This is a genomic window from Pseudomonas sp. MBLB4123, from assembly GCF_051904775.1.
Taxonomy (GTDB): Bacteria; Pseudomonadota; Gammaproteobacteria; order Pseudomonadales; family Pseudomonadaceae; genus Aquipseudomonas; species Aquipseudomonas benzenivorans_B.
Map to the genome: position 1 here is coordinate 4,131,675 of NZ_CP196711.1, position 20,700 is coordinate 4,152,374.

Annotated in this window: 19 protein-coding genes and 1 pseudogene; 12 read left to right on the forward strand and 8 right to left on the reverse strand. The window is 68.7% G+C overall.

Annotation, left to right across the window (positions count from 1 at the left end; all coding sequences use genetic code 11):
* Positions 1 to 108: 108 nt before the first annotated feature.
* The 7 genes from ACSX1C_RS19160 to ACSX1C_RS19190 all read left to right on the forward strand — a co-directional run bounded on the left by ACSX1C_RS19160 (position 109) and on the right by ACSX1C_RS19190 (position 8,947).
* Complete coding sequence (locus tag ACSX1C_RS19160; RefSeq protein WP_439887438.1) at positions 109 to 957, forward strand: ABC transporter six-transmembrane domain-containing protein; 849 nt, start codon at positions 109 to 111, stop codon at positions 955 to 957.
* The gene (locus tag ACSX1C_RS19165) at positions 947 to 2,071 is read left to right on the forward strand and encodes an efflux RND transporter periplasmic adaptor subunit (RefSeq protein ID WP_439887439.1); all 1,125 of its coding nucleotides are present in this window, start codon (positions 947 to 949) and stop codon (positions 2,069 to 2,071) included. The genes ACSX1C_RS19160 and ACSX1C_RS19165 overlap by 11 nt, the downstream gene beginning before the upstream one ends.
* Positions 2,068 to 5,142: an efflux RND transporter permease subunit gene (locus ACSX1C_RS19170; RefSeq protein ID WP_439887440.1), complete on the forward strand. Its 3,075-nt coding sequence runs from the start codon at positions 2,068 to 2,070 to the stop codon at positions 5,140 to 5,142. The genes ACSX1C_RS19165 and ACSX1C_RS19170 overlap by 4 nt, the downstream gene beginning before the upstream one ends.
* The gene (locus tag ACSX1C_RS19175; protein ID WP_439887441.1) at positions 5,139 to 6,143 is read left to right on the forward strand and encodes a helix-turn-helix transcriptional regulator; all 1,005 of its coding nucleotides are present in this window, start codon (positions 5,139 to 5,141) and stop codon (positions 6,141 to 6,143) included. The genes ACSX1C_RS19170 and ACSX1C_RS19175 overlap by 4 nt, the downstream gene beginning before the upstream one ends.
* A 173-nt stretch (positions 6,144 to 6,316) precedes the next feature.
* Positions 6,317 to 7,126, forward strand: a complete 810-nt coding sequence (locus ACSX1C_RS19180) for a helix-turn-helix domain-containing protein (protein ID WP_439887442.1) — start codon at positions 6,317 to 6,319, stop codon at positions 7,124 to 7,126.
* 58 nt (positions 7,127 to 7,184) lie between these two features.
* Positions 7,185 to 8,591 (forward strand): NAD(P)/FAD-dependent oxidoreductase, encoded by a 1,407-nt coding sequence (locus ACSX1C_RS19185; RefSeq protein WP_439887443.1) that lies wholly within the window; start codon positions 7,185 to 7,187, stop codon positions 8,589 to 8,591.
* A 14-nt stretch (positions 8,592 to 8,605) separates the two neighbouring features.
* The gene (locus ACSX1C_RS19190; protein WP_439887444.1) at positions 8,606 to 8,947 is read left to right on the forward strand and encodes a cupin domain-containing protein; all 342 of its coding nucleotides are present in this window, start codon (positions 8,606 to 8,608) and stop codon (positions 8,945 to 8,947) included.
* 44 nt (positions 8,948 to 8,991) lie between these two features.
* Here ACSX1C_RS19190 and ACSX1C_RS19195 read toward each other — a convergent pair whose 3' ends face one another.
* Positions 8,992 to 9,945: an endonuclease/exonuclease/phosphatase family protein gene (locus ACSX1C_RS19195; RefSeq protein ID WP_439887445.1), complete on the reverse strand. Its 954-nt coding sequence runs from the start codon at positions 9,943 to 9,945 to the stop codon at positions 8,992 to 8,994.
* 153 nt (positions 9,946 to 10,098) lie between these two features.
* Here ACSX1C_RS19195 and ACSX1C_RS19200 point away from each other — a divergent pair, with 153 nt between their 5' ends.
* Together ACSX1C_RS19200 and ACSX1C_RS19205 are read left to right on the forward strand one after the other, a co-directional pair.
* Positions 10,099 to 10,338, forward strand: coding sequence for a CDGSH iron-sulfur domain-containing protein (locus ACSX1C_RS19200; RefSeq protein ID WP_439887446.1), 240 nt, complete (start codon positions 10,099 to 10,101; stop codon positions 10,336 to 10,338).
* A 45-nt stretch (positions 10,339 to 10,383) separates the two neighbouring features.
* Complete coding sequence (locus tag ACSX1C_RS19205; RefSeq protein WP_439887447.1) at positions 10,384 to 11,226, forward strand: SDR family oxidoreductase; 843 nt, start codon at positions 10,384 to 10,386, stop codon at positions 11,224 to 11,226.
* Positions 11,227 to 11,252: 26 nt separating this feature from the next.
* Here the strand turns inward: ACSX1C_RS19205 and ACSX1C_RS19210 are convergent, their stop codons facing one another.
* The gene (locus tag ACSX1C_RS19210) at positions 11,253 to 11,705 is read right to left on the reverse strand and encodes a VOC family protein (protein ID WP_439887448.1); all 453 of its coding nucleotides are present in this window, start codon (positions 11,703 to 11,705) and stop codon (positions 11,253 to 11,255) included.
* Between the two features lie 44 nt (positions 11,706 to 11,749).
* Complete coding sequence (locus tag ACSX1C_RS19215; protein WP_439887449.1) at positions 11,750 to 12,412, reverse strand: hypothetical protein; 663 nt, start codon at positions 12,410 to 12,412, stop codon at positions 11,750 to 11,752.
* A 384-nt stretch (positions 12,413 to 12,796) separates the two neighbouring features.
* On the opposite strand from ACSX1C_RS19215, the gene ACSX1C_RS19220 reads away from it, so the two are divergent.
* The 3 genes from ACSX1C_RS19220 (at position 12,797) to ACSX1C_RS19230 (ending at position 15,307) form a co-directional block, all read left to right on the forward strand.
* Positions 12,797 to 13,273 carry a LabA-like NYN domain-containing protein gene (locus tag ACSX1C_RS19220; RefSeq protein ID WP_318643586.1) on the forward strand — a complete coding sequence of 159 codons (477 nt, stop codon included), beginning with the start codon at positions 12,797 to 12,799 and terminating at the stop codon, positions 13,271 to 13,273.
* A 2-nt stretch (positions 13,274 to 13,275) separates the two neighbouring features.
* The gene (locus tag ACSX1C_RS19225; protein WP_439887450.1) at positions 13,276 to 13,887 is read left to right on the forward strand and encodes a 3'-5' exonuclease; all 612 of its coding nucleotides are present in this window, start codon (positions 13,276 to 13,278) and stop codon (positions 13,885 to 13,887) included.
* Positions 13,888 to 13,957: 70 nt separating this feature from the next.
* Positions 13,958 to 15,307 (forward strand): DEAD/DEAH box helicase, encoded by a 1,350-nt coding sequence (locus ACSX1C_RS19230; RefSeq protein WP_439887451.1) that lies wholly within the window; start codon positions 13,958 to 13,960, stop codon positions 15,305 to 15,307.
* Positions 15,308 to 15,431: 124 nt separating this feature from the next.
* On the opposite strand, the gene ACSX1C_RS19235 is transcribed toward ACSX1C_RS19230, so the two are convergent.
* The 5 genes and pseudogenes from ACSX1C_RS19235 to ACSX1C_RS19255 form a co-directional block, all read right to left on the reverse strand.
* On the reverse strand, positions 15,432 to 16,685 hold the full coding sequence (locus tag ACSX1C_RS19235; RefSeq protein WP_439887452.1) for a TIGR03862 family flavoprotein: 1,254 nt from the start codon (positions 16,683 to 16,685) through the stop codon (positions 15,432 to 15,434).
* Between the two features lie 84 nt (positions 16,686 to 16,769).
* Positions 16,770 to 17,168, reverse strand: a complete 399-nt coding sequence (locus ACSX1C_RS19240; protein WP_318643582.1) for a VOC family protein — start codon at positions 17,166 to 17,168, stop codon at positions 16,770 to 16,772.
* A gap of 174 nt (positions 17,169 to 17,342) precedes the next feature.
* Positions 17,343 to 17,978, reverse strand: a complete 636-nt coding sequence (locus ACSX1C_RS19245) for a TIGR04211 family SH3 domain-containing protein (RefSeq protein ID WP_439887453.1) — start codon at positions 17,976 to 17,978, stop codon at positions 17,343 to 17,345.
* A 270-nt stretch (positions 17,979 to 18,248) separates the two neighbouring features.
* Positions 18,249 to 20,189 (reverse strand): DNA topoisomerase III, encoded by a 1,941-nt coding sequence (locus ACSX1C_RS19250; RefSeq protein WP_439887454.1) that lies wholly within the window; start codon positions 20,187 to 20,189, stop codon positions 18,249 to 18,251.
* 100 nt (positions 20,190 to 20,289) lie between these two features.
* A pseudogene (locus ACSX1C_RS19255) lies at positions 20,290 to 20,676 on the reverse strand (LEA type 2 family protein); the annotation flags it as partial.
* Between the last annotated feature and the right edge of the window lie 24 nt (positions 20,677 to 20,700).

Here is a 20,700-nt window from a genome sequence, read left to right on the forward strand (position 1 = left end):
CCGGCACCTTGACCTCGGGGCCTTGGTGCCCAGGAACAGCAAGCTGAGACACTTTTTCCACCGTCAGCCACGCAACAATCCCCTCTGATCCGATTCAGAGGCCGTAGCGTGAGTGCTTTGCAAGCGATTTCCCTGACCAGCATTGTCGCCGGGCACAAATACAAGATCAGCATCACCTGGCTGTTGGTGGTGGTCGAGAACCTGCTGATGGCGCTGCTGCCGCTGTTTATTGGTTATTCGATAGACAGCCTGATGGCTGGCCAGTATCACGATGTGCTGGTGCTCGCCGGGGTGGTGACGGCCCTGGTGTGGGTGGCGGTGGCGCGGCGCATTTACGACACCCGCATCTATGGCGAGATTCGCATCCAGGTGGGGCTGGATGCCGACAGCCGCCTGCGCGAGCGCCCGGTGACGACCCGCAATGCCCGTTTGGGCATGTCCCGCGAGTTGGTCGACTTCCTCGAGAACGAGCTGCCGCCGCTGCTCACCGCGATCATTCAGTTGCTGGTAACGCTGGTCGTACTGGCCAGTTTCAGCCCCTGGCTTGCCTTGAGCGCCGGCTTGGCGGGGCTGTTGATGCTGGGCATCTATGCCCTGTTTCACCGCAGCTTCATTCGCCTGAACGCCCGGCTGAACAGCCAGGTCGAGCGCCAGGTCGGTGTGCTCAGCGCGCTAACCCCCAGTGGCCTGCAGACGCACCTGCGCAAACTCAAGAACCGCGAGGTGCGCCTCTCCGATACCGAGGCGGCGCTCTACGGCCTGGTGTTTATGGTGTTGTTCGGCTTTGTGCTGAGCAACCTGCTGCTGACCACCCAGCTGCACGCACCCAGTGCCGGGCAACTCTTTGCCGTGGTGACCTATTCGCTGGAGTTCGTCGAAGCGGCCTTGCTGCTGCCGATCACCCTGCAGACCCTCTCGCGCCTGACTGACATCCGTGAGCGACTCAATGCACAGTAATCCCAGGATGCGCCGCGCCCTGCCGCTACTCGGCGCTATCGGCCTGCTGCTGGCGGCCATCGCCGCGGTGATCATCAGCGAACCGGCGCCGATCAGCGCCAAACCGCTCGCCGCTGCCGCACCGCCGGTGACGGTGGTGGCGGTGCGCGCGCAAGCCTTCGCCCCGACCCTCACCCTGCTGGGCACCACCGCCGCGCGCTGGCAGAGCGAGCTCAAGGCCCGCAGCAGTGCACAACTGAGCTGGCTGGCCGATGGCCTGGAGCCCGGCACCCTGGTGCACAAGGATCAGTTGCTGGCCAGCCTCGACACCACCCTGCTGGAGGCCCAGCTGGCGCAGGCCAAGAGCGAGGTGGCCGAGGCTAAACTGCAACTGACCCGCACCCGGCTCGAGCAGACCGTCGCGCTGAAAATGCTGCGTGGCGAGCAAAACACCGCCTTCGGCCGCCGCGAGCCGCAAGTCGCCGCGGCGCAGATCGCCCTGCGCAAGGCGCAGTCCAGCGTGGCCAGCGTGGAAAAATTGCTCGCCGATGCGCAGATTCGCGCGCCCTACGATGCGGTTATTTTCCAGCGCAAGGTCAGCCCGGCGCAGCATGTCGAGCAGGGCCAGGTGCTGTTCGAGATTGCCGCCAGCGACAGCCTGGACGTCAAGCTGCCGCTCAGCGATGGCCAATGGCAACGCCTGTCTGGCGCGCTGGACCAGGCGCAGATCAGCCTGGAAGACCGCCAGCAGCACCGTTGGCCGGCCAGCGTGCGCTATCTGGCGCCGCTGGCCCATGAGGTTACCCGCCAGCGCGAGGTCGTGCTGCGGGTCGACAACCCCTACCAGCGCGCACCGCGCCTGCTGCCCAACCAGCAGGTCAGCGTGCATCTGCGTTTAGCGGAGCAGCGCAGCGCCATGCGGCTGCCTGCGAGCGCACTCACCCGCGACGACGAGGTCTGGACGGTGCAAGGCGCGCACCTGGTCAAGGAGCGCATCCGGCGCCTGCAGCACACCGCCGATAGCGTCTGGGTCAGCTTCGCCGATGCCCCGAGCGAACCGCGCCAGGTGGTGCTGTATCCCCTGCCGTCCATGCTGCCGGGGCAAGCGGTGACGCCGGTGGAGGGCGAGCTATGAACAGCCTCAGCCGCTGGTTTATCGCTAACCCGGTCGCGGCCAATCTGCTGATGGTGGCGATCCTGGTCGCCGGCGTGCTGTCGCTGGGGCAGCTGCGGGTCGAGTCGTTCCCGCAGATTGCCCCCAGCAGTCTGGTGGTGAACGTCGCCTACCCCGGCGGCACGGCGGCGCAGATCGACCAGAGCATCACTCAGCGCATCGAGGCGGCGATCAGCGGCATCGGCGGCATCAAGCAGGTGGTCAGCCAGTCCAGCGCCGGCATGGCCAGCGTGCGGGTACGCAAGACCGCAGCGGCCGACTTGGACAAGCTGCTCGAGGACGTGCGCAATCAGGTCAACGCGATCGAAGGCCTGCCGCAGCAGGCGGAAAAACCGCAGATCACTCGCGAGGAGTTCACCAACCTGGCCGCCTTCGTCATCGTCTCCGGCCCGCGGGACAACAGCGCCCTGCAACCCATTGCTCGGCAAGTCGAGCTGGCCCTGAAGCAGCACCCGCGCATCGCCAAAGTGGCCAACCTGGGCAGCCGCCAAGCGTTGCTGGTGATCGAGCCCGACCTCGACAAGCTGCAAGACCTTGGTCTGAACCTGGAGCAGGTCGCCGAGGCGATTGCCCGCAACTCCCTGGAAACCCGCAGCGGCGAGCTGAAAAATGCCGCCGGGCGCTTGCTGCTGCGCGGCGACGGCTACGCCGATGGCCTGCAGCCACTCAGCCGCATCGCCCTGCACAGCAGCGCGCAGGGAACGGTGACCCTGGGCGAGGTCGCGCGTGTCAGGCGCGACTTCCAAGACGACGGGGCGATCGTGCGCAATAACGGCCAGACCGCCATCGCGCTATTGGTCAGCACCGCCCAGCAGGACAACCTGCTGCAGATCAGCGAGGCCATCGCCGAAACCCTGGCCCGCCAGCAGAGCCTGCTACCGGCGGATATCAGCCTGACCACCATGGCCGACATGGCGCCGTATATCCGCGAACAGCTGGGCCTGTTGGGCGACAGCGCCTGGCAGGGCCTGTTGATCGTCATCGTCCTGCTGGGGCTGTTTCTCGAGTTGAAACTGGCCTTCTGGGTGGCCATGGGCATCCCCCTGGCGCTGGCCGGCACCCTCGGTGCGATGCAGGTGTTCGACTACAGCGTGAACGACATCACCCTGTTCGGCTTCATCCTGGTGCTGGGCATTCTGGTCGACGATGCCGTGGTGGTCGGCGAGAGCATCTACGCCCAGCGGCGCCCCGGGCGCTCAGCGGCCGAGGCCGCCTTGCAGGGCGTCAGCGCGGTATCCGTGGCCACGGTGCTCGGTGTGCTGACCACTATCGCCGCGTTCTCACCGATGTTGTGGATCAACAACGAACTGGCCAAAGTGCTGGCCGGGTTTTCCGCCGTGGTGATCTTCGCCCTGCTGTTCTCCCTGCTGGAAAGCAAGCTGATCCTGCCGGCGCATCTGTGTAGCGGCGACATGCGCATACCCCGCGCGCTACGCCGCGTGCAGCGTGGCGCGCAGGATGGCCTGCAGGGTTTTATCAGCCGCGTGTATCGGCCGCTGTTGAGCACTGCGCTCAAGCACAGCGCCGCCACCCTGCTCGGCTTCGCTGCCTTTATCCTGCTGGCCTATGGGCTGTGGAGCAGCGGCGCGATCCGCAGCGCGATTTTCCCCGAGATCCCCGGCCGCTATCTCACCGCCAGGGTCGACTTGCAGGACGGCGCCCCCCTGGCGCTGCAAGCCCAGGCGCTGAGCCGCCTGACCCGCAGCGCCGAGCAGATCGCCGGCGAGCTGGCGCAGGAATACGCCCTGGCGCAGCCGCTGCTGGTCAACCTGCTGGGCCATTCCGACGGCTATGGCGAGATCGAAGTGACCGCCGAGCTCAGCCATGAAGCCCTGCGCCGTCTGCCCGCCAACCTGCTGCTCCAGCGTTGGCGGGAGCAGGCTGGCGCCTTGGAAGGCGCTTACGCGGTGAGCTTCGCCGCCGCCGAGTCGCCGGCTGGCGGCAGCCTGCTGAGCATCGCGGCCCTGGACCGTGGCCTGGCCCGCCAGGCCAGCCAAGCGCTGGCAGCCAAGCTCTCTGGGCTGCCCGGAGTAGCCGATGTGTATGACGATGGCCAGGGCGGGCAGCCGCAAATCCGCCTCAAGCTCAACGCCTTTGGCCGCCGGCTCGGGCTGAGCCAACATCACCTGGCCAGGTTGGCCGGCGAGGCCTTCGGTCAGCGCGAGATCCACCGCCTGCTGGAAAACGGCCAGGAGACCAAGCTGATTCTGCGCTACCCCGCCAGCGCGCGGCGCAGCACCGAGCAGTTGCTGAGTACCCCGGTATTCCTGGATAACGGCCAAACCGTGCGCCTCGGCGATGTGGCCGAGCTGCGTGTCGAGCGCGAACCCGAGGTCTTGTACCGGCGCAACCGCGAGCAGGTGGTCAACCTGTATTGGCGGCAGAACCGCGACATCCAGGCGCCGGAGCGCACGCTGGAACAACTGCAGGGCGAGATTGCCACGATCGAGGCGCGCTACCCCGGGGTCAGCATCCGCGCTGCCGGGGAGTTCGAGGAAATCGACGAGGTGCAGGATGGCTTCAAGCAGGCCATGTTGCTGACCCTGCTGCTGATCTACATCCTCTTGGCGATTCCGCTCAAGTCGTACTGGCAGCCGCTGTTGATCATGGCGGTGATCCCCTTCGGCTTCGCCGGGGCGATCTTCGGCCACGGCCTGATGGGCTTGCCGATCAGCCTGCTGTCGATGTTCGGCATGCTGGCCATGACCGGCATCGTGGTCAACGACTCGCTGGTGCTGATCACTCACTTCAACCAGCACTATCGCGCCGGCATGGGCTTGCAAGAGGCGCTGATCAACAGCGCCAGCAACCGCTTTCGCGCGATCTTCCTCACCACCGTGACCACCGTGTGCGGCCTGTTGCCGCTGCTCAGTGAAACCAGCGAACAGGCCCAGTACCTCAAACCGGCGGCGGTATCGCTGGTGTTTGGCGAGTTGTTCGCCACCGGCATTACCCTGGTGCTGATCCCCGTGTTGCTCGGCCTCAGCAGTCGGCGCCAAGCCCAACCTGTGCCGGCGGCAGCGACGCCATGACATTGCCCCTCGCCGCGCCGCTGCGCATAGTAGCCACAGACGACCCGTGGCTCCTGGAGCAAGAGCAGATGCGCAATGCCGCCCCCTACATGCTGGCGCCGGAGTACGCGCTGTTGAAAAAACTGCCGCGTCACCAGCGCAAACGGTTCGAGACCGCACTGCAACTCATGCACTCGATGCCAGGCTCGGCGCTGGCCTGGCAGGAGGTGGCCAAGCGCAGCGCCATCTCGCCCTATCATTTCCACCGGCAGTTCACCCGGGTGTTTCATGAAACACCCGGCAGCTACCTCGGCCGCCTGCAGTTGCAATGGGCGGTGTCCATGCTGCTGGACAGCCCACAGAAAAAAATCATCGATATCGCCCTGGCCTGTGGCTTCTCCTCCTCGCAGGCGCTGGCCAAGGCCTTGCAACGCGAGCTGCAGCACACCGCCAAAGCCATCAAAGTGATCGGCCAGAGCGGCACGCTAGAGCAGCTCAGAAGCGTGCTCGAACCGCTGGCGCATCGCGTGTCGGCGGATCAAGCGCCGCTGGAGATCCAGCTGGCGGAAAACCTGCCCTGCCGCCTGGAAGTCTTCGACCAGCGCGCTCTACGCCTGGAAACCCTGCCGGATATCGGCTTCGAAGAGCTCTGCGAGCGGCTGGGCGACAAGCTCTACAGCCGTGCCATCCTCACCCCGGTGAAGCTGCTCGATGTGCCCTGGGAAGACTGCATGCAGTGGTTCGGCAGCTGGTGCCCAGCCAGCGCCGACGGCCCTAAACACAAGCTGATTCCTGCCGGCGAATACCTGACCTGCGAGTGCTATATCGTCTCGGACATGGGCTATCTGGCCGCCCTGGAGGGCATGGAAAAGCAGGCCGCCAAACTGGGCGTCAGCCCCGACTGGGAGGGCCTGTGCGTCGAACAGGTGCTTGAGTTGGATGGCTCGCTGAGCGGCGGCATCGTGCTGCGCGTGGAGGTTCCCGTGCTGCGCGAAGGTGGTCAGGCAGCTCTCAGCGGCTAATGGCCGCCATCGCTCTGTGCTTGAGCCGGTCAGCCATTGAAAAGAGGGAGGCTGGTGCCCTCTGAGCTTCGCGGCGCTGTGGCAAGCGGGACACACACCTGTTGCCTGGCTCGCCATTGAGCCGGGCGGGCCGCTGCGGCAAGCTGCAGGTCTTCCGTCATCCGGGTTCCCCCATGCACGACAGCGACTTCCCCGACGACGCCGCGCAGAGCGAGCGCACCCGCGCGACCATCCTGCGCTATCACCTCAGCTGGAAGCGACGCGACCTGGAGGCGGTGCTGGCGCTCTACCACCCGGACATCGAGTACAACGACTTCTTCCAGCAGCGCAGCATGCGCCTGGCCGAGCTGCGCGAGTACGTGGCCGACAACCTGCCGCGTGGCCCAGGCGAGCTGCTGGAGCATGTCGACCGCATCCGCATCGACGGCCATACCGCCTTCCTTCAGTACCGCTTCGCCTTGCAGGGCAGCGGCGGGCTGGCCTCCTTCCGCACCGGCGAGGCGATCACGGTGTGCGACGGGCTGATCTGGCGGGTCAACGAATACGCCACCCTGGTGCATGAGGCGCGACCGAGTGGCGCGGGCGGCGGTTCGCGTCCGGCCACCAGCCGCCTGGGCCTGTCCGCCCGCCAGCTGAGCGTGCTGGCCCAAGACCTGCAGGATTACTTCCTGCGTCATCAGGCCTTCCTCGACCCGGAGCTGGACCTGCAGCAGGTGGCCGCCGCCACCGGCTACAGCCGCAACCAGATCTCCCACCTGCTCAACCAGGTGCTGGGGCAGAGCTTCTACCGCTACGTCAATCAGGCGCGCCTGCAGTACCTGCTCGACGGTCTGCAGGCCGGCGGCGGCCTGGGGCGCATCGACGAGCTGGCCTTCGCCGCCGGTTTCAACTCGCTGTCGGCCTTCTACAAGTGCTTTCGCGAGCGTATGGGCATGACGCCCAGGGCCTACCTGCAGAAAATTTCCACGCGGGCCCGCACGTAAGACAAAGCCTGCGCCGCCTCACTACTCTGCGTCCATGGATCGATTGGTGGAGACGGCGATGAACGACTGGCGCGACATCAGCCTGTGGATGGACCAGCTCGACGAGCCGCTGGCAGCGCGCCCGAGCCTGCAGGCCGAGCTGCAGGCCGATGTGGCGATAATCGGTGCCGGCTACACCGGGCTGTGGACGGCCTACTACCTCAAGCGCCAGGCGCCGCAGCTGCGCATCGTGGTACTCGAAGCCGAGATCGCCGGCTTCGGCGCCTCCGGGCGCAACGGCGGCTGGCTGATGGGTGGCCTGCTGGGCGAGGACCGCATGCTGACCGCCCTGCCGGCCGCCGCGCGGCGCGCGACTGTCGATTTGCTGCACGGCATTCCCGACGAGGTGGCGCGGGTCACCGAGCGCGAGGGTATCGCCTGCGACCTGCGCAAGGGCGGCGTGCTCTACTGCGCCGCGCGCTATCCCGAGCAGCGGACCGCGCTGCGCCGTCACTTGCAGGAGCTGCGCGAGGCGGGCCTGGGCGAGGCCGACTACCGCTGGTTGGAACCTGCCGAACTGGGCCAGCAGCTGCGCATCGCCAATGCCTACGGCGCGCTCTACAGCCCGCACTGCGCGACCCTCCAGCCGGCCAAGCTGGCGCGGGGACTGGCGCGCTGCGTGGAGGGCATGGGCGTCGAACTCTACGAGCAGAGCCGGGCGCTCGACTGGCAACCCGGGCTGCTGCGCACCGCCGGCGGCAGCGTGCGCGCCGATTGGCTGGTGCCGGCCGTGGAGGGCTACGCCGCCGAGCTGCCGCCGCTGGGCCGCCACCAGCTCCCCGTGCAGAGCCTGATGGTCGCCACCGAGCCGCTGCCGGCGGAGGTCTGGGCCGAGATCGGCCTGGCGCGTGGCCAGGCCTTCAGCGAGGCCAGCCGCCAGGTCACCTACGGCCGGCGCAGCGCCGATGATCGCCTAGTGTTCGGCGCCCGCGGCGGTTACCGCTTCGGCGGGCGCCTGCGCACCGACTTCAACCTCACCGAGGCCGAACGGGAACTGCGCCGCAACCTGTTCGGCGAGCTGTTCCCGCAGCTGCGCGACGCGCGCCTGAGCCACGCCTGGGGCGGCAACCTGGGCATGGCGCGCCGCTTCCGCCCGCACATGTTGCGCGATACGCGCAGTCGCATCGCCCTGTCCGGCGGCTACGGCGGCGAGGGCGTCGGCGCCAGCAACCTGGGCGGTCGCACCCTGGCGGCGCTGATCCTCGGCCAGGACAACGAACTGACCCGCCAACCCTGGGTGCAGGCCGATTCGCCCATTGCCAGCCTGCCCAGCTGGGAGCCGGAACCCTGCCGCTGGCTCGGTTACAACGCCATCATCCGCAGCTTCGCCCACGAAGACCGGGTGTTGGCCGACCTCGACAGCTCGCCCTGGCGCCGTCGCCTGGCGCAGCGCCTGGCCGGCCTGATGGAAAGTTTCATGCAATGACCGCGGAGCAGCCGATGAACATCACCCACTTCAAAAACACCGCCACGCAGGCGCTGGGCGACGCGACCCCGGTGGCCGTGCCGCTCGGCGAGCCGCTGGCGACGACCCGCAGCCACAGCGTCGAGCGCGCCGATGGCGTCGAGACCGGCGTCTGGGAATGCAGCCCGGGGCGCTGGCGGCGACAGATCGTGCAGCAGGAGTTCTGCCACTTCGTCGCCGGCCGCTGCACCTTCACCCCGGACGGCGGTTCGCCCATCGAGATCCGCGCCGGCGACGCGCTGATGCTGCCGGCCAACAGCACCGGGGTGTGGGAGATCCAGGAGACCGTGCGTAAGAGCTTCGTGCTGATCGATTGATCGGCCCCGGCCCCTGTACATCCCCGCCTACCGGGAGATCACACCTAGTCCAGGGCCGGCAGCAGCAGGCGGGCGAGCAGCGGTAGCTGGCCGGAAAGCGCCTCGGCGTCGAGGCGCGACGCCTGGGCATCGAGACGGGTCAGGCGCGGACTGTGCACGAGGCGCTCGAGGCTGCCTGCCTGTTCCGGGCTGGAAATCATCGAGTAGTGCTCGGCCCACCGGCGCAGTTCGCCGTCATCGGCACGCGGCCGGCGCGCTTCCTGGCCGGGCGGGGTCCGGTTGAAGTCGCCGCCGAGCAGCCAGAGCGCGCCGGCATCCTGCAGCGGCGCGAGCAGGCGCTGGGTCGCGGCCAGCTGGTGGCGCTGGGTGTCATCCCCCGGAACCAAGGCGTCCAGCTGGGTATTGATCGCCGTCAGCCGGCCGCCCCCGCGCATGGGCAGGTAGCTGACCAGCAGCGCGGGCCGGGCGGCGAAGGCCTGCAGCAGCGGGTTGCCCGGGCGGCGCGGCAGCTGCACGCGCTCGGCGGATTCGATGTGGTAGCGGCTGAGGGTGGCGAGCTTCAGGCCGATGCGGCCCAGGCGCGGCGGCTGCAGCGTCAAGGGCGCCTTCCAGTAGAAGGCCTGGCTGCTGCAGGGGTAGCCTTCGTCCAGGCGTGCCTGCAGCAGCGCCAGTGGGTCCTGCCGGTCGCGGGTCTGGGCACCGTCGGGCAGCTCCTGCAGCAGCACGACGTCCGGGCGCTCCTCGCGCAGCACCCGTGCCAGCTCATCCAGGCTGGGGGCCAGCTTGCCGTCGGCGTCGCCGCCCAGGTGGCGGAGGTTCCAGGTCAGCACCTTCAAGGCCTGGCCCGGTTGCAGCACCGGCGCTGGGGCGCTGCAGCCGGCCGTGGCCGCTGCCCGTTCGGCCGGGCGCCAGGTCAGGCCATAGAGCAGGGCCAGCAGCAGGGCGAGGACGGATGCCAGGCCGAGCAGGGCGAGGCGCAAGGGGCGCGGCAGGGTCATGGGCGGGCGTGGCCACAGGGCCTTGAACTATGCTGGAAGGACGCGAGCATACCGGAGTTGAACTCCGGCGCCGACCACTGGCTGCGCCGGTTGCGAGGGCGATACTGCCCGTCGCCGTGGCGGTGCAGTCGATTCGCGCACGAGGAAGCAGGCATGAGTGAAGCTCTGATCGCCCAACGCGGTCCCTATGCGGTCGAGGTCAGCGCCGGCCAGGACTATTTCTGGTGCCGCTGCGGGCGCAGCGCGAACCAGCCGTTCTGCGACGGCAGCCACAAGGGCACCGGCCTGACTCCCTTGAAGTTCCGCGCCGCGACCAGCGAGACCCTGTATTTATGCGGCTGCAAGCGTACCGCTACGCCGCCCTGTTGCGATGGCAGCCATAAGCGGTTGTAGTGGGCGCCTGCAATCAGCCGAACAACAAAAGCCGGGGGGCAGGGTATGTACCGCAAGGTGTTCGCCAACAAGGTATTCGATCGCAAGGTGGTGCTGATCACCGGCGGCTGCGCCGGCATCGGTCGCGCCCTGGCCGTGCGCCTGGCCCAGGCCGGGGCCAGGCTGGTGATTCTCGACCTGCAACAGGACGCGCTGGACAGCCTGGTGCAGCATTTGGACGACCATCACAACGCCGAGGCCCTGGGCCTGCGCTGCGACGTCGCCGACGCCGAGGCGGTGCAGCAGGCCGTGGCCCTGGCCATCGAGCGCTTCGGCGGCATCGACGTGCTGATCAACAACGCCGGCATCACCCACCGCAGCAGCTTCGCCGAGACCGATCTGGAGGTGTTCCAGCGGGTCATGGCGGTCAACTACTTCGGCGCCTTGCACTGCACCCGGGTGGCCTTGCCCAGCCTGCTGGCCCGTGGCGGCCAGGTCATAGTGCTCAGCTCCCTGTCGGGCTTCGCCCCGCTGCTCTACCGCAGCGCCTACAACGCCAGCAAGCATGCCCTGCACGGCCTGTTCGAGACCCTGCGCTACGAGCTGAAGGGCTCGGGGGTGAACGTGATGCTGGTGTGCCCGGGGTTCACCGCCACCGATCTGCGCAAGAACGCCCTGGTCGGCGACGGCTCGGTGGCGTCGCAGCCGCCGTTAGCGATGGGCAAGGTGGCCTCGCCCCAGGATGTTGCCGAGGCCATCTACTTGGGGGCGCTCAAGCGCAAGCGCCTGCTGATCCTGTCGAACGTCGACTGGCGCGCGCGGCTGCTCGCGCGGTTCTTCCCGCGGCTGTTCGAGCGGGTGCTGTTGCCGCGTCTGTCGGGCCTCAAGCCCCAGGGCACGGGACGCTAGGCGCCCCTCGCGGGGCTGGCGGGCGCCTAGGCGGGCGCTCCGTCCATGACCTCGGCCGGTTCGCTGTACAGCTCGAACTCCTGGGTCGTATCCCAGAAGGTGGCCTCGATCTTGTGGCCGTCCAGGTCGCGCACGAAACAGCCGTAATAGGGCTCGCCGTATTCGACGCGGGCCCCCGGGGCACCTTCGTCACGGCCCCCGGCCGCCAGTGCGGCGCGATGGAAGGCGTCCACCGCGGCCTTGTCGGGGGCGAAGAAACCCACGTGGGTGCCGTTGCCGACGCTGGCCGGCTGGCCGTCGATGGGCGTCTGCAGCCAGAACTCCGGGTATTCGCGGCCATAGGCCACGGCGCCGGGGTGGGCGAGGATGCGCCGGCAACCCAGGGTCGCCAGCACCTGGTCGTAGAAGGCCAGGGCTTCCTCGAAGCGGTTACTGCCGAGGGACAGGTGGGACAGGATGCTGGGGTTGACGTCGGCCATGGGGGCTCCTCCTTGCAGGTCAGCCCCTACAGCCTAGCTGGCTTTCACTCGGCGGCCGGCAAGGCCTCGCGCAGCATGAACAGGCGGAACAGCGTCACCGTGGCGAACAGTTGCAGGAAGCCGTTGAGGCTGTACAGCAGCAGGCCGAACAGCGGCTCGGCCGCCTCCTCGCTGGCCGGCTGCAGCAGCCAGTCGAGCAGCCACAGCGGCACCATCACCCCCAGCACGCAGAGCAGGATCGGCCAGAAGTAGCCGCTGGTCAGCGCGAAGCTCTCGTGCAGCGCCTGCAGGGGCGAGAACCCGCGCAGCACCAGGAGGAATTCGGCGAAGGCCAGCTTGATCATGATCCACAGCCCCGGAAGGATGAACAGCGAGGCGCCGAGCATGATCGCCAGCGCACTGAGGCCGGCCAGCAGGGCGAAGCGCGGCCACAGGCCCAGGCCGGCGGCGAGCAGGTCGCGCAGGCGCGGCGACTGGCCCTGGCTGCGGGCATCGAGGAAGAGGATCAGCGCGGCGGTGTACAGCGGGTAGAACAGCAGGCCGATCAGCAGGCGATAGGGCAGCGCCGCGTCGAGTCCGACCCGGGCGCCGACCTGGAGCTGGACCACGGCCTCGAGCACCACCAGGGGCAGGCACAGACGGGCGATGGTCGGCAGGTTGTGGCTGAAGAAGAACCAGGCGTCGCGCAGGACGAGCAGGGGATTCATGGTGGTCGGGGTCCTGTGGGGCAGGGCGCCACTCTAGCCGATCGCGGCGGGAGGCTCCAAACCCTGTGCTCAGTCGCCGCGATAGTGCAGCAGCGGGTTGTCCAGCCCGGGAGCAGGCGCGGCAGGCCGGTGCTGGCCAGCTCCAGGGGCAGCTCCGGCAGCCAGGTAGCAGAGCAGGTGGTCGTGGTCGAGGATGGCCTCGTCGTACACCAGGGCGAGGTGGCGTCGGCACAGTTCGCCGAGTGGAGACCCTGTGCCGCGGGGGGCGGAGGCTTACGCCTGTTGCCGAGGCATATCGACCCGCTTGGGGCCGAGTCGGGCATACTGGCGCCTGATTCGAACCCCAGCGCCTGCCCTTGGTCAGCCGCTTGCCGAGGAACCCGGGTGAAGAAGATCGCCGTATTCGCCGATGTGCAGAACCTCTATTACACCGTGCGCCAGGCCTATGGCTGCCATTTCGACTATGCCGCGCTGTGGGCCGATATCGGCCGTGACGGGCAGATCGTCGAGGCCTACGCCTATGCCATCGACCGCGGCGACCCCAAGCAGCAGCAGTTCCAGCAGATCCTGCGCAACCTGGGCTTCAGCGTGAAGCTCAAGCCCTATATCCAGCGCAGCGACGGCTCGGCCAAGGGCGACTGGGACGTCGGCATCTGCATCGACGTGCTGGACGCCGCACCCCGGGTCGATCAGGTGGTGCTGGCCTCCGGCGACGGCGACTTCGACCTGCTGCTGGACAAGGTGCGCAGCCAGGGCGTCGAGGCGGTGGCCTACGGCGTGCCGGGGCTGACCGCGCAATCGCTGGTGCGCGCCGCCAGCCGCTACGTGCCGATCGAAGGCGCGCTGCTGCTGAGGAACTGAGCATGCCCGCCGAACGTATCGCCGTACTCGACTTCGAGACCACCGGCCTGACCCCGGGCCAGGGCGCGCGCGCCACCGAGGTCGGCGTGGTGCTGGTCGAGGCCGGGCGCATCGTCGCCCGCTACCAGAGCCTGATGAACGCCGGCGTGCGGGTGCCGGCCTTTATCGAGCAGCTCACCGGCATCAGCAACGCCATGCTGCGCGACGCACCGCCGGCGACCCGGGTGATGCACGAGGTGGCCGAGTTCGTCGGCGATGCGCCGCTGCTGGCGCACAATGCGGCCTTCGACCAGAAGTTCTGGGATGCCGAGCTGGCCCTTGTCGGTCGCCGGCGCCTGCAGCCCTTCGCCTGCTCGCTGCTGCTGGCGCGGCGCCTGCTGCCCCAGGCGCCCAGCCACAAGCTCGGCGTGCTCAACCGCTGGGCCCGGCTGCCGGATACCGGCCAGGCCCACCGCGCCCTGGCCGATGCCGAGATGGCGGCCAACCTGCTGGGCTTCATGGCCGCGCTGTTGCGCGAGCGCCATGGCGTCGGCGAGGTCAGCCACGCGCTGCTGTGCCGTCTGCAGAAGGTGCCGGCGGCGAAGATCCCCCAGGCCCTGGCGCGACTGAACTAGCGGCAGGCCGGCGCCGGGCTGTTAAACTGCGCGCCTTTGCATTCGCGCGCCGACGCCCGGTTGATACCTCATGACTTTCGCCTCCCTCGGCCTGATCGAGCCGCTGCTGCGCAGCCTCGAGGGCCTCGACTACCAGACCCCGTCCCCGGTCCAGACCCAGGCCATCCCGCCGATCCTCAAGGGCCGCGACCTGATGGCCGCGGCGCAGACCGGCACCGGCAAGACCGCCGGCTTCGCCCTGCCGCTACTGCAGCGGCTGACGATGGAAGGGCCGGTGGTGGCGGCCAACTCGGTGCGCGCCCTGGTGCTGGTGCCGACCCGCGAGCTGGCCGAGCAGGTGCAGCAGAGCTTTCAGGCCTACGGTCAGCACCTGCCGCTGCGCAGCTACGCGGTGTACGGCGGGGTCAGCATCAACCCGCAGATGATGAAGCTGCGCAAGGGCCTCGACGTGCTGGTGGCCACCCCCGGGCGGCTGCTCGACCTGTACCGGCAGAACGCGGTGAAGTTCAACCAGTTGCAGACCCTGGTGCTCGACGAGGCCGACCGCATGCTCGACCTGGGCTTCGCCCGCGAGCTGGACGAGCTGTTCTGCGCCCTGCCGAAGAAGCGCCAGACCCTGCTGTTCTCCGCAACCTTTTCCGAAGCGATCCGCGCCATGGCCAAGGAGCTGCTGCGCGACCCGCTGTCCATCGAGGTCAGCCCGCGCAACGCCGCGGCCAAGAGCGTCAAGCAGTGGCTGATCCCGGTGGACAAGAAGCGCAAGGCCGAGCTGTTCCTGCACCTGTACCGGGAAAAACGCTGGAGCCAGGTGCTGGTGTTCGCCAAGACCCGCAAGGGCGTCGACGAGCTGGAGCAGGCCCTGCTGGCCGAGGGCATCGCCGCCGACGCCATCCACGGCGACAAGCCGCAGCCGACCCGCCTGCGCGCCCTGCAACGCTTCAAGCAGGGCGAGGTGCAGGTGCTGGTGGCCACCGACGTGGCGGCCCGCGGCCTGGACATCGTCGAGCTGCCGCTGGTGGTCAACTTCGACCTGCCGATCGTCGCCGAGGACTACGTGCACCGCATCGGCCGCACCGGCCGCGCCGGCGCCACGGGGCAGGCGGTCTCCTTGGTGTGCGCCGACGAGGTGGAGCACCTGGCGGCCATCGAGACCCTGATCAACCAGGTGATCCAGCGCGTCGACGAACCGGACTTCATCCCCGACCACCGCGTGCCGGTCACCCAGGCCGGCGGCGTGGTGCTGAAGAAGCCGAAGAAGCCCAAGCAGAAACTGATACCCGGCTCGGGCAAGGCCGCCGGCAAGGGCAAGATCCACCTCGGCAACTGGTTCGAGGAAGACGACACGCCCAAGGCCAAGGCGGTGCGCAAGGTGCCGAGCTTCGCCGGCAAGCCGGCCAAGGGCGGCGGGCGTAAGCCGTAGGGTGGGTTAGGCGCGGCTGCCTGTCTCTGGCATCTGCACGGACGCTTGCCGCGCCGTAACCCACCATTGCGCCGGAGCTCCGCCGCCGCTGGGCGGCGTCAGTGCAGCATGGGTATCGCTGTGCTCAACCCATCCTACGTTCAGGGTGCTGCAGCCAGTCGAGCATGCCCAGACCGGCGGCGCGGCCGCTGGCGAAGCAGGCGGTGAGCAGGTAGCCGCCGGTCGGCGCCTCCCAGTCGAGCATCTCGCCGGCGCAGAACAGCCCGGGCAGCCGCGTGCACATCAGTCGTGCGTCCAGCGCCTCGAACGGCACGCCGCCGGCGCTGCTGATCGCCTCATCCAGCGGCCGCGGCCGCACCAGGGGCAGCGGCAAGGCCTTGAGCGCGGCGGCCAGGCGGGCAGGGTCATCGAAGCAGTCTTTCGGCGCCAGCTCGCGCAACAGCGCGGCCTTGACCCCGTCGATGCCCACCTGGCGATGCAGGTGCTTGGCCATGGAGTGACTGCCGCGGGGCTTGCTCAGCGCCGCCTGCACCTTGGCCAGCGGGCTCTGCGGCAGCAGGTCGAGGTACAGGGTGGCGCTGCCGGCCTGGTTGATCCGCTGGCGAATGGCGGCCGACAGGGCATAGACCAGGCTGCCTTCCACCCCGATTTCGGTGAGGACGAACTCGCCCAGGCGCGGCGCCTCGTCGTCCAGGCGCAGGCTGACGTTCTTCAGCGGCGCACCGGCGAACTTCTCCCGCAGCAGTGCACTCCAGCCGCTTACCTCGAAGCCGCAGTTGCTCGGTTGCAGCGACGCCGTCTCGATGCCGCGGCCTGCCAGCAGCGCCGCCCAGGCGCCATCGGAGCCCAGGCGCGCCCAGCTGCCGCCGCCCAGGGCCAGCAGGCAGGCGTCGGCCCGCACGGCGATCTCGCCGCCGGGCGTGGCCAGGCGCAGCGCGCCGTCCGCCGTCCAGCCCAGCCAGCGGTGGCGGGTGTGGACCTGTACGCCCAGCTCGCGCAGGCGCTTGAGCCAGGCGCGCAGCAGCGGCGCGGCCTTCATGTCGGTGGGGAACACCCGCCCCGAGGTGCCGACGAAGGTGTCGATGCCCAGCCCATGGATCCAGGCGCACAGGGCGTCGGCGTCGAAGTCCGCGAGCAGCCGGGCGATCTCCTCGCGGCGCTCGCCGTAGCGCGACAGGAACGCCGCCTTGGCCTCGGAATGGGTGATATTCATGCCGCCGACCCCGGCCAGGAGGAACTTGCGGCCCACCGAGGGCATGGCGTCGTACAGGTCGACGCGCACGCCGGCCTGGGCCAGCACTTCGGCGGCCATCAGGCCGGCGGGACCGCCGCCGATGACGATGGCCGAGCGGGAGGGTTGGGCAGGGGCTTTGATCATGGGACTGGTCGGGATGGCGAGAAGGAGGCGGGCATTTTACCCGAGGGGCGCGGCAGCAGGTTCCACCGAATGGAGCCGCGGTACTCAGGGTTTACCCCACAACTCCGACAGGTTGCCGGCGGGGTCCGCAATCGAGATGGCCTGGGTGCCGTCGCCGTAGTCCCAGCGATTGAGCGGTTCGATGCCTTTATCCCGCAGCCTTTCCAGGGCTTGAGCGACGCTGTCCACCTCGAACGCGAATGCCATCCCGTGTCCGCTTGGGCGGAACTCGGGGTAGGGAAAACGGCCGTCGCGGCCCGTGTGGATGGTGATAGTCAGGCCGCCTGGGGCCTGGAAGCTCTGCCATGGATTGCCCAGCCTGGACTCGCCACAGGCGAGCGTTGGCAACGCCAGGTCGGTGCCATAGAAACTGACCACCCGTGCGAAGAGTTCGTGCTCGACCGGAACCAGAATGCTCGTGCCGCAGATCATGCTGCCCTCCATGGACTAATCCTCCTTACTCGGTTGCAGTATGGGCTTCTAGCGAGCGGAGGCCCTGGCCGCTCCGCGCTAGGTCAAGACAATCTAGCCATTCCTTTGCCTCTACGCGTGAGTTGGCCACGGGCAGCAAGCGGCAAGGCTTTCGCCCGTGCCTCTCTGGATTGCCGGGGAGACGCCTCAGAACCACTGGTCGTTGCGTTTGCGCCGGCGGGTCATGCTTGGCAGGATCAGCCCGAGCAGCAGGCCTGCGCCGGCGATGCCGCCGCCATAGACCAGGTAGCGCATCAGCAGGCGGCTGTTCTCATCGCCCAGCTGTGCCTGGGTGCTGCGCAGCTCCGACTGGGTCGCGCTCAGCTCGGCGGTGAGGGCCTTGCGTGTGGCCTGCAGCTCGTCGATCAGCGCCTTGCGCGCGTCCAGGGTCTCCTGCATGCCCTGGACCCGGGTCTTCCAGCTGTCGTCGATGCGCTCGAGCCGTTCGCTGAACTCGGCCACCTGCTGCTCCAGTTGGGGCAGGCGCTCGGCCTGGCCGGGCATCTCCTGCAGGTCGCGGCTGGGAATCCACACGTTGTCGCCGGATTCGCTGCGCACCCGGCTGTAGTCGCCCTGGGTGGCGAGCAACTCGACCTTTTGTCCGGACTTGAGGGTGCCGACGATGCGGTAGCCGTCGGTCGGGCCGCTTCGCACATAGGTCTGCAGGCTGTCGCTGACCCAGCGCTCATTGCCGGCGGCCTGGGCCTGGCCGCCGAACAGCAAGGCGAGCAGGAGCCAGGGCAGGCGGGAGAGCCGGGTGGAGCGTCGAGGGGATAGGGACATGGCGATCTTCACATGAGAAAGGGATGAAGGCCTCGCGGTACGGGCCGATGACGGCGGGGACGTTGCCCCGCATGGGGTGCCGGCCAACCGGGCGGCGCGCCCGCTGCGGCCGGGCGAAAGGAGGGGCGAAGCGCTGTTGGCCCGCCACATCATCCCTGATGCCTCCCGCACACAGACCGCTTGCGCGGCCCTGGGTTCACTCCGGTTTGGCCGCAGGCATGCCATTGGGCCGTGTCGATGCCGATAGCACCGCTGGATGGACGCCCGCGCTCAGCCCGCTGGGGCCGGCTTGCGCTTGCGTCCGGTTGCCGCCTTGGGCTTGCCCGCCCGACGCTTCTTCTTCCAGGGCGCGGCGCCCGAGCCGGCAGCCGCCGCGCCGCTGATGCTCAGGCGCAGGCCGGCGCAGCGCTGCACCTGCTTGCTCATCCAGGCCGATTGCTTGGCGACGAATTCGTCCAGGCTCATCTCGCCGCTCTGCACCATGTCCAGGGCCTGCTCCCAGATGGCTGTGGTGCCGGGGTCGGCGATGGCCCGGGGCACCGCGTCGATCAGGCTGAAGGCGGCCGGGGTGGCGGCCAGGGCCTTGCCCTGCTTGCGCAGGTAGCCGCGCTCGAGCAGGCCCTGGATGATCCCGGCGCGGGTCGCCTCGGTGCCGATGCCGGTGGTGTCCTTGAGCTTCTGCTTGAGCCGCGGATCGTCCACCAGCCTGGCCACGTTCTTCATCGCCTTGATCAGGTCGCCCTCGGTGAAGGGCTTTGGCGGCTGGGTCTGCTGGTCCTTCAGGTGCACCTGCGCGACCACGCAGGCCTGGCCCTCGCGCAGGGACGGCAGGGTCTGCGTGGCGGTGTCTTCGCCGGTTTTGGCCGCGGCCAGCGCCTGCGGCAGGGCGCGTTTCCAGCCGGGCTCGACGATCTGCTTGCCCACGGCGCGCAGGGCCTGGCCGGCGCAGTCGAAGTCGGCCTGGGTGCGGTCGTACTGGTGGTCGGGGAGGAACTGCGCCAGGTAGCGGGCGCGGATCAGCTCGTAGACGGCTCGCGGCTTGCCGGTCAGGCGGCCCGGCTCCGGCACCGCGGCGGTGGGGATGATGCCGTGGTGGGCGCCGACCTTGGCGTCGTTCCAGGCCCGCGAGCGGCGCTGCGGTTCCAGCCGCCGCTGCAACTCGGCCAGCGCCGGGTCGGCCCGTCCCAGGGCCGCGAGGATGGCCGGCGCCTCGCCGTGCTGGCTCAGGGGCAGGTAGCCGCAATCGCTGCGCGGGTAGGTGATGGCCTTGTGCGTCTCGTACAGCGCCTGGGCGATGTCCAGGGTCTCCTGGGCGCCGAGGCCGAGCTTCTTGGAGCAGACCTCCTGCAGGGTGCCGAGGTCGAACGGCAGCGGTGCCACCTCGCGCATCCGCTCGGTGCGCAGGCGCTTCAGGCGGGCGCTGGCGGCGGCCGTCATGGCTTCGGCCGCCCGCTGGGCCAGGGCCTGATTCAGGCAGCGGCCCTGCTCGTCGCAGGTATCCGGCGCGGCGCGCCACTGGGCGCTGAAAGTCGTGCCGGCGCCCTGCAGCTGCACCTCGATGGCCCAGTAGGGCACCGGCACGAAGGCGGCGATGCTGCGGTCGCGGTCCACCACCAGGCGCAGGGTCGGGGTCTGCACCCGGCCCACCGGCAGCACGCCCTGGTAGCCGGACTGGCGGCCGAGCAGGGTGAACAGCCGGCTCATGTTCATGCCGATCAGCCAGTCGGCGCGCGAGCGCCCGAGCGCCGCGTGGTACAGGTTGAAGGTCGCGGCCCCCGGCTTGAGCGCCGCCAGGGCCTTGCGGATCGAGGCCTCGTCCAGGGCCGACAGCCACAGGCGCTGGATCGGCCCGCGATAGCGGCAGTGCTCGACCAGCTCGCGGGCGATCATCTCGCCCTCGCGGTCGGCATCGGTGGCGATCACCAGCTCGTTGGCCTCGCCGAGCAGGCGCTTGACCGCCTTGAACTGGCCGGCGGTCTTGCTCTTGACCAGCATCTTCCACTTATCCGGGACTATGGGCAGATCGGCGAGGGCCCAGCGCTTGTAGCGGGCGTCGTAGGCATCCGGCGGCGCGGTTTCCAGCAGGTGGCCGATGCACCAGGTCACCGTCACCTGAGCGCCGAGCCAGCAGCCATCGCCACGCCGGTTGGCGCCGAGCACCTTGGCGATGTCCTTGGCCTGGGAGGGTTTTTCACAGAGAAAGAGCCGCATGGCTGCCGTCGTCGGTTGTCGCGATGGCGCCAAGCATGGGCAGAAAGCGTCGTTCGGGCAAGAATTATCTGTATGTATGTACAGTTTATGTGTTGCGGGATCACCTGCCCGAGTCAGCGGGGGGGGGGTCAGCAAAGGGCGCGTCGCGGCGTGTGGCCGTGCTCGAGTACAGGGCTATCCAGGCTAACCGCTCGGTGGGCAAGCGGAGCGTTGTCCACCTTACATGGTCCGCCAGCTCGCGTAGGGTGGAAAACGGCGGAACCTTTTCCACCGGAGATATCCGGGCTACTTGCTGATCAGCGCCTCGCCGAAGCGCAGCCCCCGTCCCTGTTGATCCGCTGGCCAGCGGCTGGTTGTTGACCTCCAGGTCCAACGCCAGGCCGTCGTAGTCGAGTGCCGCGTCGTTGGGGGGCTGTATCCGCAGCTTCAGGGCGAAGCGCATCTCCAGACCCTGACCGGGTAGCGGTTCCAGGCCGACCAGGGCGATGCCGCCGAGCACGGTCGCGCGCTC

Excerpts from the sequence above, each read along its gene's own strand:
- ACSX1C_RS19240 (WP_318643582.1), bottom strand. The coding sequence starts at position 17,168 with ATGGAGGGCAGCATGATCTGCGGCACGAGCATTCTGGTTCCGGTCGAG.
- ACSX1C_RS19200 (WP_439887446.1), top strand. The coding sequence starts at position 10,099 with ATGAGTGAAGCTCTGATCGCCCAACGCGGTCCCTATGCGGTCGAGGTC.
- ACSX1C_RS19175 (WP_439887441.1), top strand. The coding sequence starts at position 5,139 with ATGACATTGCCCCTCGCCGCGCCGCTGCGCATAGTAGCCACAGACGAC.
- ACSX1C_RS19215 (WP_439887449.1), bottom strand. The coding sequence starts at position 12,412 with ATGAATCCCCTGCTCGTCCTGCGCGACGCCTGGTTCTTCTTCAGCCAC.
- ACSX1C_RS19250 (WP_439887454.1), bottom strand. The coding sequence starts at position 20,189 with ATGCGGCTCTTTCTCTGTGAAAAACCCTCCCAGGCCAAGGACATCGCC.
- ACSX1C_RS19210 (WP_439887448.1), bottom strand. The coding sequence starts at position 11,705 with ATGGCCGACGTCAACCCCAGCATCCTGTCCCACCTGTCCCTCGGCAGT.
- ACSX1C_RS19190 (WP_439887444.1), top strand. The coding sequence starts at position 8,606 with ATGAACATCACCCACTTCAAAAACACCGCCACGCAGGCGCTGGGCGAC.
- ACSX1C_RS19225 (WP_439887450.1), top strand. The coding sequence starts at position 13,276 with ATGCCCGCCGAACGTATCGCCGTACTCGACTTCGAGACCACCGGCCTG.
- ACSX1C_RS19185 (WP_439887443.1), top strand. The coding sequence starts at position 7,185 with ATGAACGACTGGCGCGACATCAGCCTGTGGATGGACCAGCTCGACGAG.
- ACSX1C_RS19205 (WP_439887447.1), top strand. The coding sequence starts at position 10,384 with ATGTACCGCAAGGTGTTCGCCAACAAGGTATTCGATCGCAAGGTGGTG.
- ACSX1C_RS19170 (WP_439887440.1), top strand. The coding sequence starts at position 2,068 with ATGAACAGCCTCAGCCGCTGGTTTATCGCTAACCCGGTCGCGGCCAAT.
- ACSX1C_RS19180 (WP_439887442.1), top strand. The coding sequence starts at position 6,317 with ATGCACGACAGCGACTTCCCCGACGACGCCGCGCAGAGCGAGCGCACC.
- ACSX1C_RS19235 (WP_439887452.1), bottom strand. The coding sequence starts at position 16,685 with ATGATCAAAGCCCCTGCCCAACCCTCCCGCTCGGCCATCGTCATCGGC.
- ACSX1C_RS19165 (WP_439887439.1), top strand. The coding sequence starts at position 947 with ATGCACAGTAATCCCAGGATGCGCCGCGCCCTGCCGCTACTCGGCGCT.
- ACSX1C_RS19195 (WP_439887445.1), bottom strand. The coding sequence starts at position 9,945 with ATGACCCTGCCGCGCCCCTTGCGCCTCGCCCTGCTCGGCCTGGCATCC.
- ACSX1C_RS19230 (WP_439887451.1), top strand. The coding sequence starts at position 13,958 with ATGACTTTCGCCTCCCTCGGCCTGATCGAGCCGCTGCTGCGCAGCCTC.
- ACSX1C_RS19245 (WP_439887453.1), bottom strand. The coding sequence starts at position 17,978 with ATGTCCCTATCCCCTCGACGCTCCACCCGGCTCTCCCGCCTGCCCTGG.